Annotated in this window: 11 protein-coding genes; all 11 read left to right on the top strand. The window is 68.9% G+C overall.

Annotated elements, in window-relative coordinates; translation table 11 throughout:
* Positions 1-117: 117 nt before the first annotated feature.
* The 11 genes from fdnG to VN419_RS06860 all read left to right on the top strand — a co-directional run bounded on the left by fdnG (position 118) and on the right by VN419_RS06860 (position 16647).
* On the top strand, positions 118-3156 hold the full coding sequence (gene fdnG, locus VN419_RS06910; RefSeq protein ID WP_325645843.1) for a formate dehydrogenase-N subunit alpha: 3039 nt from the start codon (positions 118-120) through the stop codon (positions 3154-3156).
* Positions 3157-3228: 72 nt separating this feature from the next.
* Complete coding sequence (locus tag VN419_RS06905) at positions 3229-3966, top strand: 4Fe-4S dicluster domain-containing protein (protein ID WP_325645842.1); 738 nt, start codon at positions 3229-3231, stop codon at positions 3964-3966.
* A gap of 158 nt (positions 3967-4124) precedes the next feature.
* Positions 4125-5021, top strand: coding sequence for a formate dehydrogenase accessory protein FdhE (locus VN419_RS06900; protein WP_325645840.1), 897 nt, complete (start codon positions 4125-4127; stop codon positions 5019-5021).
* 303 nt (positions 5022-5324) lie between these two features.
* Positions 5325-6359 (top strand): molybdopterin-binding protein, encoded by a 1035-nt coding sequence (locus tag VN419_RS06895; RefSeq protein WP_325645838.1) that lies wholly within the window; start codon positions 5325-5327, stop codon positions 6357-6359.
* Positions 6360-6432: 73 nt separating this feature from the next.
* Positions 6433-9162, top strand: a complete 2730-nt coding sequence (locus VN419_RS06890) for a molybdopterin-dependent aldehyde oxidoreductase (protein ID WP_325645836.1) — start codon at positions 6433-6435, stop codon at positions 9160-9162.
* Between the two features lie 95 nt (positions 9163-9257).
* Complete coding sequence (locus tag VN419_RS06885; RefSeq protein ID WP_325645834.1) at positions 9258-11876, top strand: pyridine nucleotide-disulfide oxidoreductase/dicluster-binding protein; 2619 nt, start codon at positions 9258-9260, stop codon at positions 11874-11876.
* Between the two features lie 62 nt (positions 11877-11938).
* Positions 11939-12670: a DVU_1556 family methyltransferase gene (gene trsM, locus VN419_RS06880; protein WP_325645832.1), complete on the top strand. Its 732-nt coding sequence runs from the start codon at positions 11939-11941 to the stop codon at positions 12668-12670.
* Positions 12671-12680: 10 nt separating this feature from the next.
* A complete protein-coding gene (locus tag VN419_RS06875; protein ID WP_325645830.1) occupies positions 12681-13151 on the top strand; it encodes a DVU_1555 family C-GCAxxG-C-C protein in 471 nt (156 codons plus the stop codon).
* 12 nt (positions 13152-13163) lie between these two features.
* A complete protein-coding gene (trsS, locus tag VN419_RS06870; protein WP_325645828.1) occupies positions 13164-14555 on the top strand; it encodes a radical SAM (seleno)protein TrsS in 1392 nt (463 codons plus the stop codon).
* Positions 14552-15616 carry a DVU_1553 family AMP-dependent CoA ligase gene (locus VN419_RS06865; protein ID WP_325645826.1) on the top strand — a complete coding sequence of 355 codons (1065 nt, stop codon included), beginning with the start codon at positions 14552-14554 and terminating at the stop codon, positions 15614-15616. The genes trsS and VN419_RS06865 overlap by 4 nt, the downstream gene beginning before the upstream one ends.
* Positions 15613-16647, top strand: a complete 1035-nt coding sequence (locus tag VN419_RS06860; protein WP_325645824.1) for an XdhC family aldehyde oxidoreductase maturation factor — start codon at positions 15613-15615, stop codon at positions 16645-16647. Before VN419_RS06865 ends, VN419_RS06860 begins: the two co-directional genes overlap by 4 nt.
* Positions 16648-17137: the final 490 nt, after the last annotated feature.

Raw genomic sequence — 17137 nt, 5'->3', positions numbered from 1 at the left:
GACCGGCAGAATCAACTATGCCTAATCAGACATATTAAATCGGCCGCGCAAGAAGATTCAACACCGGGGCGCCAGGCGGCCTGGCACCGGGCAGCATGTCAACGGAGGAGGATGCGTATGGGCATCTCACGGCGAACGTTTCTGAAAGCCACAGGGGTGGGCGCCTTCGGCCTGGCCCTGGGGCAGCTGGGGCTTAACTTGAAGCCCACGCAGGCCTATGCGGCAGGCTTGAAGATCGAGGGGGCCAAAGAGGTCATCTCCATCTGTCCCTTCTGCTCCTGCGGGTGCAACACCCTGGTGCACGTGAAGGACGGCAAGATCATCAACGTGGAAGGCGACCCGGACTACCCCATCAGCGCGGGCGGCCTGTGCGCCAAGGGCGCGGCCCTGAAGAGCCTGCACAACAGCCCCGAGCGTCTGACCACGCCCATGTACCGCGCCCCGGGCTCGGCCAAGTGGGTGGAGAAGGACTGGGACTGGATGCTCGACAAGATCGCGCGCAAGGTGAAGGACCAGCGCGATCGCGACTTCACCTTGAAGAACGCCGACGGCGTCGAGGTGAACCGCCTGGAGACCGTGTTCTCCCTGGGCTCCTCCCAGATGTCCAACGAGGAGTGCTCCGTCGCTCACCAATCTCTGCGCAGCCTGGGTATCGTCCACATGGACCACCAGGCCCGAGTCTGACACAGCCCCACTGTACCGGCTCTGGCAGAGTCGGTTGGACGCGGCGCAATGACGAATCACTACACCGACATCGGCAACGCCGATGCCATCCTGATCATCGGCAGCAATGCCGCTGAACACCATCCCATCTCTTTCCGCTGGGTTCTGAAGGCCAAGGAAAAGGGCGCCACGGTCATCCACGTGGACCCCAAATTCTCGCGCACTTCCGCCCGCAGCAGCTACCACGTGCCCCTGCGCTCCGGCACGGACATCGCCTTCATGGGCGGCATGTGCAAGTACATCCTGGACAAGAAGCTGTACTTCTCCGAGTACGTGAACGAGTACACCAACGCGAGCTTCCTGGTGGGCGAAAAGTACTCCTTCAAGGACGGCCTGTTCTCCGGCTTCGACGCGGCCAAGAAGAAGTACGACAAGAGCCAGTGGGCCTTTGAGAAGGACGAGAAGGGCCTGGTCAAGCGCGACAAGACGCTCCAGCATCCCCGCTGCGTCATCAACGTGCTGAAAAACCACTACGAGCGCTACAACCTCGAACTCGTCTCCCAGGTCACCGGCGTCAGCAAGGAGAACCTGGTCAAGGTGTACGAGGCCTTCGCCGCCACCGGCAAGGCCGACAAGGCCGGCACCATCATGTACGCCCTGGGCTGGACCCAGCACACGGTGGGCGTGCAGAACATCCGCCTGGCGGGCATCGTGCAGCTGCTTTTGGGCAACTTCGGCGTGGCGGGCGGCGGCATCAACGCCCTGCGCGGCGAGCCGAACGTCCAAGGCTCCACGGACCACGCCCTGCTCTACGGCTACATTCCCGGCTACCACAACGCGCCCTACGCCAACTGGAAGACGCTGGACGAATACCAGAAGGGCAACACGCCCAAGACGGCCGATCCCATGAGCGTCAACTGGTGGGGCAACAGGCCCAAGTACATCGTCAGCCTCTTGAAGGGCTGGTTCGGCGAGAACGCCACCAAGGAAAACGACTTCTGCTACGGCCTCTTGCCCAAGCTCGACGTGGGCATGGACTGCTCGCACCTGTTCCTGTTCGACCGCATGTACCAGGGCAAGATCAAGGGCGGCTTCGTCTTCGGCCACAATCCCTGCCAGAGCTTCCCCAACTCGAACAAGGTCCGCAAGGCCTTTGACAAGCTGGACTGGCTGGTGGTGGGCGAGGTGTTCCACAACGAGACCAGCGACAACTTCCGCCGCCCCGGCGCGGACGTGAAGAAGTGCAAGACCGAGATCTTCCTGCTGCCCAGCGCCTACCGCGCGGAGAAGGAAGGCACCATCTCCAACTCCGGCCGCTGGCACATGTGGCACTACAAGGCCATCGATCCCGTGGGCAAGAGCCAGAGCATGGGCTGGATGTTCGTGGAGATCATGAAGCGCGTGCGCGCGCTGTACGCCAAGGAGGGCGGCGCCCTGCCCGAGGCCATCCTCAAGCACGACCTTCCGTCCGAGTTCAAGGCCGAGGAAGTGACCAAGCGCATCAACGGCTTCTTCACCAAGGATGTGGAGATCGGCGGCAAGCAGTACAAGAAGGGCCAGCTGGTTCCCGGCTTCCCGCTGCTCCAGGCCGACGGCAGCACCAGCAGCCTGTGCTGGGTGTACTGCGGCGGCTACACCGAGGCCGAGGGCAACCTCTCCAAGCGCCGCGACCTGACCCAGACCCCCATGCAGGCCAAGATCGGGCTGTACCCGAAATTCGCCTGGGCCTGGCCCATGAACCGCCGCGTGCTGTACAACCGCGCCAGCGTGGACAAGAACGGCAAGCCTTACAATCCGGCCAAGGCCGTCATCGAGTGGGACGGCAAGGGCTGGCAGGGCGACGTGCCCGACGGCGGCCAGCCGCCCATGGCCATGAAGGGCGGCGTGTACCCCTTCATCATGACCACGGACGGCCATGGCCAGCTGTACGGCCCCGGACGCGAGGACGGCCCCCTGCCGGAGCACTACGAACCGGCGGAAACCCCGCTGACCAAGAACCCGTTCTCCCCGCAGATGAGCAACCCCTGCATGAAGCAGGTGCACGGCAGCGAGTACGACGTTCTGTGCAAGAACGGCGATCCGCGCTTCCCCATCGTGCTCACCACCTACTCCATGACCGAGCACTGGTGCTCCGGCTCGGAGACGAGAAACGGCAACGGCCTGCTTGAGGCCGAACCCCAGCAGTACATCGAGATGAGCCCGCAGCTCGCTGCGGAGAAGGGCATCAAGAACGGCGACGTGGTCGTGGTGGAAAGCCTGCGCGGCAGGGTCGAGGCCGTGGCCATGGTCACGGTGCGCATCCGTCCCTTCCAGATCATGGGCAAGACCGTGCACCTGGTCGGCATGCCCTTCGCCTTCGGTTGGACCAAGCCCAAATGCGGCGATGCGACGAACAGGCTGACCACCTCGGTTGGTGACCCGAACACCACCATTCCGGAGTTCAAGGCCTGTCTGGTGAATGTGAAGAAGGCCACCAAGGTGACCGAGCTGTAAACCAGAGTCGCAACCGGGCGGGCGCGCCGCGAACAACCGGCGCGCCCCCTGAACCTGCAAGGAGCGAAAACCATGCCCAAGGCGATACTCATAGACACCACCAAGTGCACCGCCTGCCGCGGCTGCCAGGTGGGCTGCAAGGAATGGAAGAACTACCCGGCCGTGCCCACCAAACAGCGCGGCACCCACCAGAATCCCCCGGACCTCGGTCCGTACAACGTGAAGCTGGTGCGCTTCAGCGAGCACCTGGAAGGCGACACCGTGAAGTGGTACTTCTTCCCGGACGCCTGCCGCCACTGCCTGGAAGCCCCCTGCAAATCCGGCGCGGAGCTTGAGGATTCCATCGTCATCGACAAGGACACCGGCGCGGTCATCTACACCGAGAAGACCGCCAAGGAGAGCTTCGAGACCATCAAGAGCTCCTGCCCGTACGACATCCCCAGGCTGGACCCCAAAACCAAGCGCATCATCAAGTGCGACATGTGCATCGACCGCGTGAAGAAGAACCTGCTGCCCATGTGCGTCAAAAGCTGCGCCATGGGCGCCATGAGCTTCGGCGAGCGCGGCGACATCCTGAAGCAGGCCGCCGACCGCCTGGTGGCCGTGCAGAAGGAGTTCCCCAAGGCGTCCTTGTGCGACGTGGAGAACGTCAGCGTCATCTACCTGGTGACCGACGCGCCCACCAAGTACCACAAGTTCGCCGTGGCCGACGCGTCCGACGCGCCGACCGCGCCGGGCATGACCCGCCAGCAGATGCTGGCCGGCCTCCTGGGCCCGCTGCGCAAGGCGGCCGGTTCGGCTCAGGGCTAGACAGCAAGACGTGACGAGGCGATGAACGCCGCGGGGCCGCCCGGTACTCCAGAACCGGGCGGCCCCAAATATCCCGCCAGAGAGCAAGGTCGCCCCCGACACGACAGCCCGGCCATAATCCGGGCGGATACAAGACCATCCCAGACGAGGAGCCCCGCATGACCAGCCCAGAGACCTCCCCGCGACTGCGCGCCATCCAAACCGCCCTTTCCCGCGCCCAGGCGGAGCTGCCCGCCCTGCAGCCGCTCCTCGACGCCTTCGGCCCGCTGCTGGCCACCCAGGCGCGCATCTTTGAAACCGCTCCAGGCTGGCAGGGCTCGCCCCCGACCGTGGATGCGGAACGCTTCTGCCAGGGGGTGTTTCTCCTGGCCGACCTGGGCTTCGAGGACATGAGCGCCCAGCTGCCCGTCGCGGCCAAGGAGCTGCTGCCCCTTATGGCCGCCTCGTTCCCGGCCCTGGCGCAGGAGTTCGCGGCCCTGGAGAAGGCGCTCGATTCCGGCGCGCTTGCGCCCGCCGACCTCGCCGCCGCAGCCTTCGGGGAAGAGCTCGCCCTGCCCGGCGTAAGCGCCCAAACCGCGGCCTTCGCGGCCACGGAGATCACCCGGCCCTTTCTGCGCCGCCAGGCCGAAGACCTGCTGAAGCTGGTGAAGGACCTGCCCTGGCAGCAGAATTTCTGCCCCGTGTGCGGGGCCGCCCCGAACATGAGCGAGCTGCGCCGCGTGGACGAGGACAACGAATTCATCAAGGCCCATGGCGGCCGCCGTTTCCTGCGCTGCTCCTGCTGCGCCTCGGAGTGGACGCACAAGCGCGTGGCCTGCCCCATGTGCGGCTGCGTGGAGCCCGACGATCTGGTGGTGCTGCGCGACCCTGAACGGCCCTTTGAACGCGCCGACGCCTGCAAGCACTGCAAGGCCTTTGTGCTCTGCCTGGATTCCGGCGAGCTGGTGGACGTGCCGAGCCCCGACGTGGCCGCCCTGACCATGCTGCCCCTGGAGTACCAGGCGCGGGAGCAGGGCTTCGTGCCCCTGGCCCTGCAGCCCTGGAGCGACCTCTAAGGCGGCCTTTTCAGACCTTCCGCCCATCAGCCGGGCCGGGAGCCTCTGCGCCCCCGGCCCGTTTTTTTTTGCGCAAAATAGCTTCCCCCGCCGCCATTTTCCTGCAGCCCACGCCCGCGCTTGTGAAGAAAACAACGAACGTGCTGAAATGTAAGCAGTCACTGTTTGACTTGCTATGCCTTTTCTGACACAAAAAGTGACAGTTGAGTAAAGAACCTTCAGGCTCAGGCTTCTCGTCACTTTGCTGGACAGGCCGCCTGCTCTCCGGCGGCAAGAGGGCTGCGTATGGGCTGGTCGACTCACATGCGGGAACTCCCCGTGGCGGATGCCGTCGGCACCGTGCTCTGTCATGACATCACCCAGATCATCCCCGGCGATGGGCCGGAGCGCTGTAAGGGCGCGCTGTTCAAGAAAGGCCACGTGGTCCGGCCGGAGGATGTCGAACACCTGCTGAACGTGGGCAAGGAGCACCTCTACGTGTTCGACCTGGCCGAGGGCCTGGTGCACGAGGAGGAGGCCGCCCTGCGCGTGGCCCGCGCGGTCAGCGGTCCGGGCATCCTCCTGGGCGCGCCCGGCGAGGGCAAGGTGACGCTCAGCGCCGGGTGCGACGGCCTGCTCAAGGTGGACGCCGAGCGCCTGGGCACACTGAACGGCCTGGACGACATGGTGCTGGCCACCCTGCACACCAACCAGCCAGTGAAGAAAGGCCAGAACCTGGCCGGCGTGCACATCACCCCCCTGGTCATCGAGGAAGCCAAGGTCCGCCGGGCCGAGGAGCTTTGCCAGAGCGCCCCCATCCTGGAGGTTCGCCCCTTCCTGCCCCGAAAAGTGGGCATGGTGACCACGGGCAGCGAGGTGTTCAAGGGCCGCGTGCAGGACGGCTTCGGCCCGGTGCTGCGCGAGAAGTTCGCGCGCCTGGGCAGCCAGGTCTTCCGCCAGCTCCTGGTTTCCGACGACGAGGACATGACCGCGCGGGCCATCGAGGCCCTGCTGGCCCTCGGGGCGGACTTCCTCGTGGTCACCGGCGGCATGAGCGTGGACCCGGACGACCGCACCCCCGCCGCCATCCGCAGGGCCGGGGCGAAAATAGAGTGCTACGGCGCGCCGGTGCTGCCGGGGGCCATGTTCCTTTTGGGCTACATCGGCAGTGTGCCTGTTCTCGGCCTGCCCGGCTGCGTCATGTATTTCAAGGCCAGCATCTTCGATCTTGTGGTGCCCCGGCTCCTGGCCGGAGACCGCCTCTCCCGTTCGGACATCGCGGCCCTGGGCCACGGCGGATACTGCTCCGCGTGCGCCGAGTGCCGGTTCCCGGTCTGCCCCTTCGGCAAGGGAGCCTAGGTCCGCCGCGCGCGGAACCCGGCCCCTGGCCCACGTGCGTCTGAAAACGCCAAACACGGCAAGGAGGATGGTCATGCTCAAGATGGTGCTCAACGTGAACGGGATTCCCCGCCCGCTGGTGGTGGACCCGGAAGACACCCTGGCCGACGTGCTGCGCGGCCAGCTCATGCTCACCGGAGTCAAGGTGGGCTGCGGCCAAGGCCAGTGCGGCGCGTGCAGCGTCATTCTGGACGGCAAGGTGGTGCGCTCCTGCGCCATGAAGATGAAGCGCGTGGAGGACGGCGCCAGCGTGACGACCATCGAGGGCATCGGCGCGGCCAACGCCCTGCACCCGATCCAGGTGGCCTGGATGGTCCACGGCGGGGCCCAGTGCGGCTTCTGCTCGCCGGGCTTCATCGTCTCGGCCAAGGCCCTGCTCGACGCCAACAAGAACCCCACGCGCGAGGACGTGCGCGAGTGGTTCCAGAAGCACCGCAACGCCTGCCGCTGCACCGGCTACAAGCCCCTCACCGACGCGGTGATGGACGCCGCCCGCGTGCTGCGCGGCGAGATCAAGGTTTCGGACCTGCACTTCAAGCTCCCGGCCGACGGACGCATCTGGGGCACCAGCTACCCGCGCCCCAGCGCCATCGCCAAGGTCACCGGCACCTGGGACTTCGGCGCGGACCTGGCCCACAAGATGCCCAAGAACACCCTGCACCTGGCCCTGGTGCAGGCCAAGGTCTCCCACGCCAACCTGAAGGCCATCGACGCCTCGGAAGCGCTCAAGATGCCCGGCGTGCACAGCGTGCTGACCCACAAGGACGTGAAGGGCAAGAACCGCATCACCGGGCTCATCACCTTCCCCACCAACAAGGGCGACGGCTGGGACCGCCCCATACTCGCCGATGAAAAGATCTTCCAGTACGGCGACGCCATCGCCATCGTCTGCGCGGACAGCGAAAAGAACGCCCGCGCCGCGGCCGAGAAGGTCAAGGTCGACCTGGAGGAGCTGCCCGCCTACATGAGCGCGCCCGCGGCCATGGCCGAGGACGCCATCGAGATCCACCCCGGCACGCCCAACGTGTACTACACCCAGGCCATCGCCAAGGGCGAGGACACCGCGCCCATCTTCGCCCGCCCCGACGTGGTGACGGTGGCCGACGACTTCTACACCCAGCGCCAGCCGCACCTGCCCATCGAACCGGACGTGGGCTTCGCCTACCAGGACGAGGAAGGCCGGCTGGTCATCCACTCCAAGTCCATCGGCCTGCACCTGCATCTGTACATGATCGCCCCGGGCCTGGGCGTTGAGCCGGAGAAGATGGTCATGGTGCAGAACCCCACGGGCGGCACCTTCGGCTACAAGTTCAGCCCCACCATGGAGGCCCTTGTGGGCGTGGCCGCCCTGGCCACGGGCCGCCCGGTGCACCTGCGCTACAACTACCAGCAGCAGCAGAACTACACGGGCAAGCGCTCGCCCTTCTGGACCAGCCTGAAGTACGCGGCCGACAAGAGCGGCAAGCTGCTGGCCATGGAGAGCGACTGGTCCTGCGACCACGGCCCGTACTCCGAGTTCGGCGACCTGCTCACCCTGCGCGGCGCGCAGTTCGCGGGCGCGGGCTACGACATCCCGAACATCCGGGGCGAGGGCCGCACCGTGTGCACCAACCACGCCTGGGGCTCGGCCTTCCGAGGCTACGGCGCGCCGGAGATCGAGTTCCCGTCCGAAGTGCTCATGGACGAGCTGGCCGAGAAGCTCGGCATGGATCCCTTCGAGCTGCGCTACAAGAACGTCTACCGCAAGGGCGCAACCACGCCCACCGGCCAGGAGCCGGAGGTGCTGAGCCTGCCCCAGATGCTGGACCTGGCCCGGCCCAAGTACGAGGAAGCCAAGAAGCGCGCCAAGGCGAACAGCTCCGCCGCCACCAAGCGCGGCGTGGGCGTGGCCATCGGCGTGTACGGCTCGGGCCTCGACGGCCCGGACTCCTCCGAGGCCGACGCCGAACTGATGCCCGACGGCAGCGTGACCATCTACGACTGCTGGGAGGACCACGGCCAGGGCGCCGACGCGGGCACCCTGGGCACGGCCCACGAGGCCCTGCTGCCCCTTGGCCTCGCGCCGGAAAAGATCAACCTGGTGCTGAACGACACCAGCAAGGCCCCGAACTCCGGCCCCGCGGGCGGCAGCCGCTCCCAGGTGGTCACCGGCCAGGCCGTGAAGACCGCCTGCGAAAATCTGCTGGCGACCATGCGGAAGCCCGACGGCAGCTTCCGCAGCTATGACGAGATGAAGGACGCCAAGATCGAGACCAAGGTGCGCGGCAAGTGGACCGCCCCGGCCAAGGAATGCGACGCCAGCGGCCAGGGACGCCCCTTCTGCTGCTACATGTACGGCGTCTACGTCATCGAGGTGGCGGTGGACGTGCCCACGGGCAAGGTGACGGTGGAAAGAATCGCCATCGTGGCCGACATCGGCAAGGTGAACAACAAGCTGGTGACGGACGGCCAGATCTACGGCGGCCTGGCCCAGGGCGTGGGCCTCGCCCTCACCGAGGACTACGAGGACCTGAAGAAGCACGCCACCATCGCCGGGGCGGGCATTCCGTACATCAAGGACATTCCCGACGCCATGGAGATCATCTACGTGGAGACCCCGCGCCCGGACGGCCCCTTCGGCGCCTCCGGCGTGGGCGAGATGCCCCTGGCCGCCCCGCACGCGGCGGTCATCAACGCCATCTACAACGCCTGCGGCGTGCGCATCACCCATCTTCCGGCCCTGCCGGAAAAGGTGCTGGCCGGGCTCAAGGCCAAGGGCGTGTAAGCTGCCGAACCATTGACCAAATCAGGGCGGACGTGGGATGAAGGTTCCGCGTCCGCCCTGTGATTCCCAGGCACCCCCCCAGCCAGGAGAACGGCATGGATCAGCAGACCTTGCGCCAGTGGGAAAACCGCTGCATTCAGGAAGAACCGCCCTTCTGCCAGGCCGCCTGCCCCTTGCGGGTGGACGGCCGCGCCTTTGTGGGCCTGCTCGCCAAGGGCGACGCAAACGGCGCGCGCAAGATTTTGGAGCGCACCCTGCCCCTGCCCGGCGTGCTGGGCCGCGTGTGCGAGGCCCCGTGCGAGGCGGCCTGCAAACGCAAGGAGGCCGGGGAGGCCATCGCCATCGGAGCCCTGGAGCGCTTCGCCATCGCCCACGGCACGCCCGGCCCCAGGCCCATGCGCCTGCCCGGCCGGGGCAAGGCCGCGCTAATCTTAGGCCACGGTCTGGCCGCGCTCACCTGCGCCTGGGACCTCTTGAAAAAGGGCCACGGCGCAACCCTGCGCACGCTTGGCGCGCCCCTTGGCGGGGCCCTGCTTTCCCTGCCGCCGCAGCTGCTGCCCCCGGACGCCCTGGCGGCGGAGCTGGCCACGCTGAAGGCCCTGGGCCTGGCGCTGGACCAAAGCCCCGGCAACGCCACGGCCATTTTGGAAGCAGCCTTGGCGGAGGGCCAAGCCGTATTTCTGGAGCACGGGTTCTCGCCGGACACGGACGCGGCCTATCCGCCCCGCGTGGACGTGGACCCCGTGACCCTGGCCGCCCCCGCTCCCATAGCTGACGGACAATCGGCTCTATTCCTGGGCGGCTGGCCCGGAGCTGACGGGCGTCTGCGCTTCATCGACGCCGCAGCCGACGGACGGCGGGCGGCAAGCTCGCTGGACCGGCAGCTCACGGGCGCGTCCCTCACCGCCGCGCGCGACAAGGAAGGTCCCACGCAGACGCGGCTGTACACCAGCCTCAAGGGCGTGGAGCCCCTGCCGCGCATTGCGCCCGCCAGCGGGGATTGCGATGCGCCCATCGCACAGCGGGAGGCCGCGCGCTGCCTGAACTGCCAGTGCCTGGAATGCGTGCGCGTGTGCGACTACCTGGAGAAGCACAAGGCCTATCCCAAGACCTACGCCCGGCAGATCTACAACAACGCGGCCATCGTCAAGGGCCAGCACCTGGCCAACAAGCTGGTGAATTCGTGCAGCCTGTGCGGCCTGTGCGCGCGCGTCTGCCCGGAGGGCTTCGCCATGGCCGAGCTGTGCCTCACCGCCCGGCAGGACATGGTGGCGCGCGGGGTCATGCCGCAGTCGGCCCACGAATTCGCCCTTGAAGATATGGCCGCGGCCAACGGCCCGGACTTCGCCCTGTGCCTGCCCGATCCAGATGCGGGGCCGGAAGCGGGCAACGGCGCGACCGCCGACCTTTTCTTCCCCGGCTGCCAGCTCTCGGCCTCGCACCCGCACCATGTGGAGAGCGCCTACGCCCACCTGCGCAAGCACCTGCCGAGGGGCGGCCAGGGCGGCGGCATATCTGGCGGTGTTGGCCTCATGCTCGGCTGCTGCGGCATTTCCGCGCACTGGGCCGGGCAGGAGGAGCTGTTCCGCCAGACGGCGGAAGGCTTCGCCCGCCAGTGGGAAGCGCTGGGCAAGCCGCGCGTCGTCGCCGCCTGCGCGGGCTGCCTTTCGGTGTTCCGCCTGCCCGTGTTCCGGCAGGCCGCGCCGGGCCTCACTGCCGTGTCGCTCTGGGAGGTGCTGGAGACCCTGCCCCTGCCGGGCAACGGCCTGCTGCCCCGGCCCTTCCTGGCCCTGCACGACCCCTGCACCGCGCGCGACGACCCGGCCTTCCGCACGGCCGTGCGCGCCCTGGCTGACCGCCTGGGCGTGCCCTGGAAAGAGCTGCCCCTGTCCGGCGAGCTGACGGAATGCTGCGGCTTCGGCGGGCTCATGTCCCAGGAGGACCCGGAGCTTGGGCGCACGGTGGCCACCCGGCGCGCGGGCGAGTGCGGCCGCGACTATCTGGCCGCCTGCGCCATGTGCCGCGACAGGCTGTTCAACGCGGGCCGGCGCACCTGGCACCTGCTGGACCTGATCTTCCCCTGCGCGGACTGCGACCCGGCGGGCCAGCCCGGCCCCGGCTGGTCCGAGCGGCAAGAGGCCCGCGCGGCCCTCAAGGCCCGGCTGCTGCAAAACGTCTGGGGCCAGGGGCGGGAGCCGCACCCGGAGCCCTTTGAGCTGCTGACCGCGCCGGAGCTGCGCGCCCGGTTGGAAGAGCGGCGCATCCTGCTGTCCGACCTGCGCCAGACCATCACCGAGGCCGTGACCGCGGGCCGAGTGCTGCGGGACACGGAGTCCGGGCGGCTTCTGGCCTCGTTCCGGCCCCGGCGCGTCACCTTCTGGGTGGAATTTACGCCAGAAGGCGAAGGCTACCGGGTGCTGAACGCCTGGAGCCACCGCATGATCGTGCCCGGCGCGGGCGGCGTGCAAGAGGCCCCGCCTGCCTCCGGCGAGCCGGTGAACCGCACGGACCAGACCTATCTGCCACCTTCGGGCAAATGGGCCTGCGTGTCCTGCGGGCAGGATCTGGCGCCCTCGCCCGTGGTCGTCAGCTACCTGGGCAGCGTGTTCACCATCTCGCTCCTGTCCTGCCCGGCCTGCGGCCAGACCCTGGTGCCGGAAGCCCTGGCCCTGGGCCGCATGGCCGAGGTGGAACAGCTGCTGGAGGACAAGTGACAAACGCTTGCGCACGACGGCCGGGCGCTTGCACACAATTGCCGGGCTCCCGCACTGCGCCCGTGCCGCTCTTCGAGCGCGAGGACTTCCGCCGCGTGGCGGGCGAGACCCTGCGCCCCGGCGGCCTGGACCTGACCCGGCGGGCCCTGGACCTTTGCCTGGAGCACGGCCTGCCGCCAGCGGACGCGCTGGCCCTGGACCTGGGCTGCGGGCCTGGGGCCACGGCGCGGCTCCTGGCCTCGCGAGGGGTGCGCGTGCTGGCCCTGGACGCCTCGCCCGCCATGCTGGGAGCAGCGGCCCAGGCCGCTGGACCCGGCGTGCTGCCCCTGCTGGGCCGGGCCGAGGCCCTGCCCCTGCCCCCGGCCTGCCTGGACGCCGTGTTCTGCGAATGCGTGCTCTCGGCCACGGGCAATGCGCGCGCCGTGCTGGCCGAGGCGGCGCGGACTCTCAAGCCCGGGGGCTTGCTGGCCGTGAGCGACCTGTACCTGCGCGGGCCGTCCGGCTCCACGGCTGGCGCGGCCCAGGCAAAAAGCGGTGACTGCCTGTCCGGCGCGCTGCCGGAAGCCGCCCTGCGTGGGGCCCTGGACGCGGCGGGCTTTGCCGAACTGCTTTTCGAGGACCACTCCCGCCTGCTGGCCGAGCTGGCCGGGCGGCTCATTTTCGCCGGAGTGTCGCCGTGCGGCCTGGGCAGCGCGCGCGCCACCGGCCAAGGCGCACGCGCCCCTGGCGAAAACGCGCGGCCCGGCTATTTCCTGTGCCTGGCCGCGCGCCGTTGCCAGGGGCGCGCAGGCTGAAGGAGGACCCATGGACGAGACCCTCATGGAAATCGCGCCCCTGGCGGCGCAAGGCTTCTGCTGCAGCCAGATCCTGGGCCTGCTCGCCCTGCGCGCCCAGGGCCGGGAGAACCCGGAGCTGGTGCGCTCCTTAAGCGGCCTGTGCCGGGGCCTGGGCGCCTGCCGCGAGACCGGCTGCGGAACCTGCGGCATCCTCACCGGCGGGGCCTGCGTGCTGGGGCTTTATTTTGGCAAGGGCAGGCCGGAGGAATTGCCCGTGGAGCGCGCGGACTTGGCCCAGGCGGAGTTCGTGGACTGGTTCGTGGAACGCACGCAGCGCCAGTACGGCGGCAGCGCCTGCGCCGACATCCTGGGCGACGATTCCGGCACGCCCAACATGGCACGCTGCGGCGTGCTGCTGGCCGAAGCCTGGGCCAAACTGGTGCTGATTCTGACCGAAAACGGCCTGGACGTGACCGTGGGCCGCGAGGACGGGGCCTGATGGGAAACAGCCATGACTGAGCCCCTGCCCGAAACGCCGGAAACGGCGCTCTCCGCGACGCAGGCCCTGTGCCCCGTGTGCCTGCGCCGCCTGCCCGCGCACCTCGTCATGCGCGGCCAAGGCGAAAAGGCGGCCGAGGTCTGGCTCACCCGCGTCTGCCCGGAGCACGGCCCCTGCGAGGCCGTCATCTGGCGCGGCGCGCCGGAGTTCGCCTCCTGGCGGCGGCCCAAGACGCCCTCCACCCCGCCGAGCCTGCAAACGAACCCGGACCAGGGCTGCCCCTTTGACTGCGGCCTGTGCGCGGAGCACGGCCAGCACACCTGCACCGCCGTGCTGGAAGTCACCGCGCGCTGCAACCTGCGCTGCCCGGTGTGCTACGCGTCCGCCGGGGAAACACATGCGCCCGATCCGCCCCTGAACGCCCTGGCCGAGCGCCTGCGCCTGCTGCGGCGCGACGCGGGCGCGTGCAATCTGCAACTCTCCGGCGGCGAGCCCACCCTGCGCGAGGACCTGCCGCAGCTCATCGCCCTGGCGCGGCCCCTGGGCTTCGGCCTGGTGCAGCTGAACACCAACGGACTGCGCCTGGGAGCCGAGCCGGGCTATGCGGAAACTCTGGCCTCGGCGGGCCTGCAATCAGTCTTTTTGCAGTTCGACGGCTCCGACGCGGCCAGCCAGGTCCTGCGGGGCCGCCCCCTGCAACAGGCCAAGCTGGACGCACTGGACGCCTGCGCCCGCGCGGGCCTGGGCGTGGTCTTGGTGCCCACGCTGCTGCGCGGGGTCAACGACCAGCTCCTGGGCGACATCCTGCGCCTGGCGCTTTCGCGCGCGCCAACGGTGCGCGGGGTGCACTTCCAGCCCGCCGCGACCTTTGGGCGCTTCGCCCCGGAACAAAGCGAGGAGCGCCGCCTGACCCTGCCCGAAGTGCTGAGCCTGCTGGTGGAGCAGAGCCAAGGCCAGTTGCGCGCGCAGGACTTCCACCCGCCCTGCTGCGAGCACGAGCGCTGCTCCTTCAGCGCCCGCTTCGCGGTTCAAGGGGGGAGGCTTGCGCCGATTCTTGAAGGCGGCTGCTGCGAGTCCGGCCCGTTGCAGGCCGCGGAGGGCGCGCGCCGGGCCAAGGCCAGCGTGGCCGGGCAATGGGCCGCGGCCCCGCAACCCTTCGCAGCCCAACCCCTGGGCAACTGCAACCTCAAGGGCGACGACTTCGAGCGCTTTCTGGCCGAGCGCGGGGCGCACAAGCGCTTCAGCATCTCCTGCATGGCCTTTCAGGACGCTGCCAGCCTGGACATCGAGCGCGTGCGCGGCTGCTGCATCCATACCCAGGCCCCGGACGGACGGCTCATCCCCTTTTGCCTGTACAACCTCACAGCGGCCGACGGCACGCCCCTGTACCGGAGCGCCCCGTGAAGCAGCCGACAGCGCCTCTGCCCAGAAGCCCCCTGGACCCCTGGCTGGCCGCGCGCCTGGGCCTGCCCAGCGTAAACCCGGAAGACGTCGAGGCCTGGCAGATGGCCGAGCTGCGGCGCACCCTGGCTTGGGCGGTCCGCCGCAGTCCCTTCCTGGCCGGACGGCTGGCGGGCATCGGTCTGGACACCCTGCGCAGACACGCGGACCTGGCCCGGCTGCCGCGCATGGACGCCACGGCCCTGGGCTCCCCTCTGCTGCTCACCGTAAGCCAGGACGAGGTGGCCCGCGTGGTGAGCCTCAACACCTCGGGCAGCAGCGGCCCGGCCAAGCGCCTGTTCTTCACCCGCGCAGACCTGGAGCGCACCCGGGATTTCTTTCGCGTGGGCATGAGCACCCTGTGCCGCAAGGGCGACACGGTGCTGGTGCTCTTGCCCGGCCGCCGGGAATGGGGCGTGGCCGACCTGCTGGCGCGCGCCCTGCCGGACCTGGAAGCCAGGCCGGTGCTGGCCCCGGAGGGCTGGACCCCGGAGGATTTGCATGCGCTGATGGCCGAGGAAGGCGTCAGCGTGCTGGTGGCCGCGCCCACGCAACTGCGCAGGCTGCTTGCGGGCCCGCCGCAGGCGCTGCGCCCCGTGCGCGCGTTGCTCTCCACCGCGGAGCCCTTGCCCGGGAACCTGCGCGAAGCCGTGCAAAAAGCCTGGGGCTGCGAAGTGTTCGACCATTGGGGCATGACCGAGACGGGCTACGGCGGCGGGGTGGAGTGCGCGGCGCACAGCGGCCTGCATCTGCGCGAGGCCGACCTGCTGGTGGAGGTGGCCTGCCCGGCCACGGGAGAGGCCCTGCCGCCGGGCGAAACAGGCGAAATCCTCATCACCACCCTGGGCGAGCGCGCCCTGCCGCTTTTGCGTTACCGCACCGGCGACGCGGCGCGCCTGCTGCCCGGCCCCTGCGCCTGCGGCAGCCCCCTGCGCCGTCTGGGCCCCGTGCAGGGCAGACTCGCCGGGGACGGCTGCGAATTGCGATCAACCGAAAAGAACTGGCGCACCTGGAGCACCCCATGAACGACATACTGCATCCCCTGCTGGCCTTGCTTGAGCGCGGCGAAAACGCCGTGCGCGCCACCATCCTGACCCACGAGGGCAGCACCCCGCGATCGGCCGGCAGCCGCATGCTGCTGGCCGCGGATGACCGGCCCGGAGGCTGCGGCGTGCGCATCGCGGCGGGCACCGTGGGCGGCGGGCTGGTGGAGGCCCGCGTGATGGAGAGTGCTGCGCGGGTTCTGGCCAGCGGCCAGCGCAGCGTGGAGGCCTTCGACCTCACCGGCGAGCTGGCGGCCGGGGCGGACATGATCTGCGGCGGACGCCTGCGAGTGTTCGTGGAGCGCATCGGACCCGAGGAGCTGCCGCTGTTCCGGCAACTGGCCCAGGCCCTGAAAAACGGCGAGCGCCGCCTGCTGCTCACGCCCTTGGACGCTGGCCCGGCCCGCCTGCTGGAGCCGTCCGGTTCGGCGGAAGAACCCGGCCTGTCCGGGGAGCAGCTGAACGCCGCGCGCACTCAGGGAGCGGGCATCAACGCGCCTATCACCCTGAGCCTCGGCCCGCGTCAGCATGTGCTGGAGCCCTGGACCGCCCCGAGCCCGCTGACCATCCTGGGGGCCGGGCATGTCTCGCGCCCCACGGCGCAGGTGGCGGCCCTGGCGGGCTTCCGCGTGCTGGTGCTGGACGACAGGCCGGACTTCGCCAACGCCGAACGCTTCCCCTGGGCCGAAACGCGCGTGCTGCCGGACTTTTCCCATGCCCTGGAGAACGCCCCCTGCGGGCCCGGCGCGTTCATCGTCATCGTCACGCGCGGGCACGTGCACGACGCCGACACCCTGGCCCAGGCCCTGCGCACCAGCGCCGGATACATCGGCATGATCGGCAGCCGCCGCAAGCGCGACGCGGTGTATGAGCGCCTGCGCGGCCAGGGCTTCACCGAGGCCGACCTGGCCCGCGTGCACTGTCCCATCGGCCTGGAGATCGGGGCCGAGACCCCGGAGGAGATCGCCGTAAGCATCGTGGCCGAACTCATCGCAGCCCGCGCCGGGCTGTGACGCGTGGAACCGGGGCACGTGCGGAAACGCTAGCAACGGGCCCCCGGCGGGATCAGTTCGGCGCCTGCGCGTGAGCCGGAACAGACCGCGAGAAGCGCCTTGCACGCCGCCAGGGCCCGTCTTCTTCATCCTCAATCTGCCGACGCGGACTTCCGCCAGCTCAAGACACTCTTGCACATACGCCGGAGCCTAGTCGGCTGCGGCCGCCATATGCTCCGCCCCTGCGGGGACGCCTAGCCGCCCTGGTTGTGCAGCGCCCCCCTCATCACCTGAGCAGGATTCGCCCCCAATGCCGCCTGCCGTGCAAGGCCGGGAGCTCAAGCCAGCAGGCATATTCCTTCCCTTTCTTGACGCAACATACGTAGTGTGTCAGTATAAATCATATTCCTGTAGCGTTCGGTTGCCATCACATAAAGGGGGTGCGAAATGACGAGATATCGTATGCTGGCGAGCTGTCTGCTGGCTGTCCTTGTCACCTTTCTCCTGGTTG

Origin of the sequence: Humidesulfovibrio sp. (assembly GCF_035560995.1) — a bacterium.
Taxonomy (GTDB): Bacteria; Desulfobacterota; Desulfovibrionia; order Desulfovibrionales; family Desulfovibrionaceae; genus Humidesulfovibrio.
Note: the sequence above shows the minus strand (reverse complement) of the source record. Positions and strands in the feature narration are given on the sequence as shown.

Coding starts and splice junctions, on each gene's coding strand:
- VN419_RS06905 (WP_325645842.1), top strand. CDS start 3,229: ATGCCCAAGGCGATACTCATAGACACCACCAAGTGCACCGCCTGCCGC.
- VN419_RS06875 (WP_325645830.1), top strand. CDS start 12,681: ATGGACGAGACCCTCATGGAAATCGCGCCCCTGGCGGCGCAAGGCTTC.
- VN419_RS06885 (WP_325645834.1), top strand. CDS start 9,258: ATGGATCAGCAGACCTTGCGCCAGTGGGAAAACCGCTGCATTCAGGAA.
- VN419_RS06895 (WP_325645838.1), top strand. CDS start 5,325: ATGCGGGAACTCCCCGTGGCGGATGCCGTCGGCACCGTGCTCTGTCAT.
- trsS (WP_325645828.1), top strand. CDS start 13,164: ATGACTGAGCCCCTGCCCGAAACGCCGGAAACGGCGCTCTCCGCGACG.
- VN419_RS06900 (WP_325645840.1), top strand. CDS start 4,125: ATGACCAGCCCAGAGACCTCCCCGCGACTGCGCGCCATCCAAACCGCC.
- VN419_RS06860 (WP_325645824.1), top strand. CDS start 15,613: ATGAACGACATACTGCATCCCCTGCTGGCCTTGCTTGAGCGCGGCGAA.
- VN419_RS06890 (WP_325645836.1), top strand. CDS start 6,433: ATGCTCAAGATGGTGCTCAACGTGAACGGGATTCCCCGCCCGCTGGTG.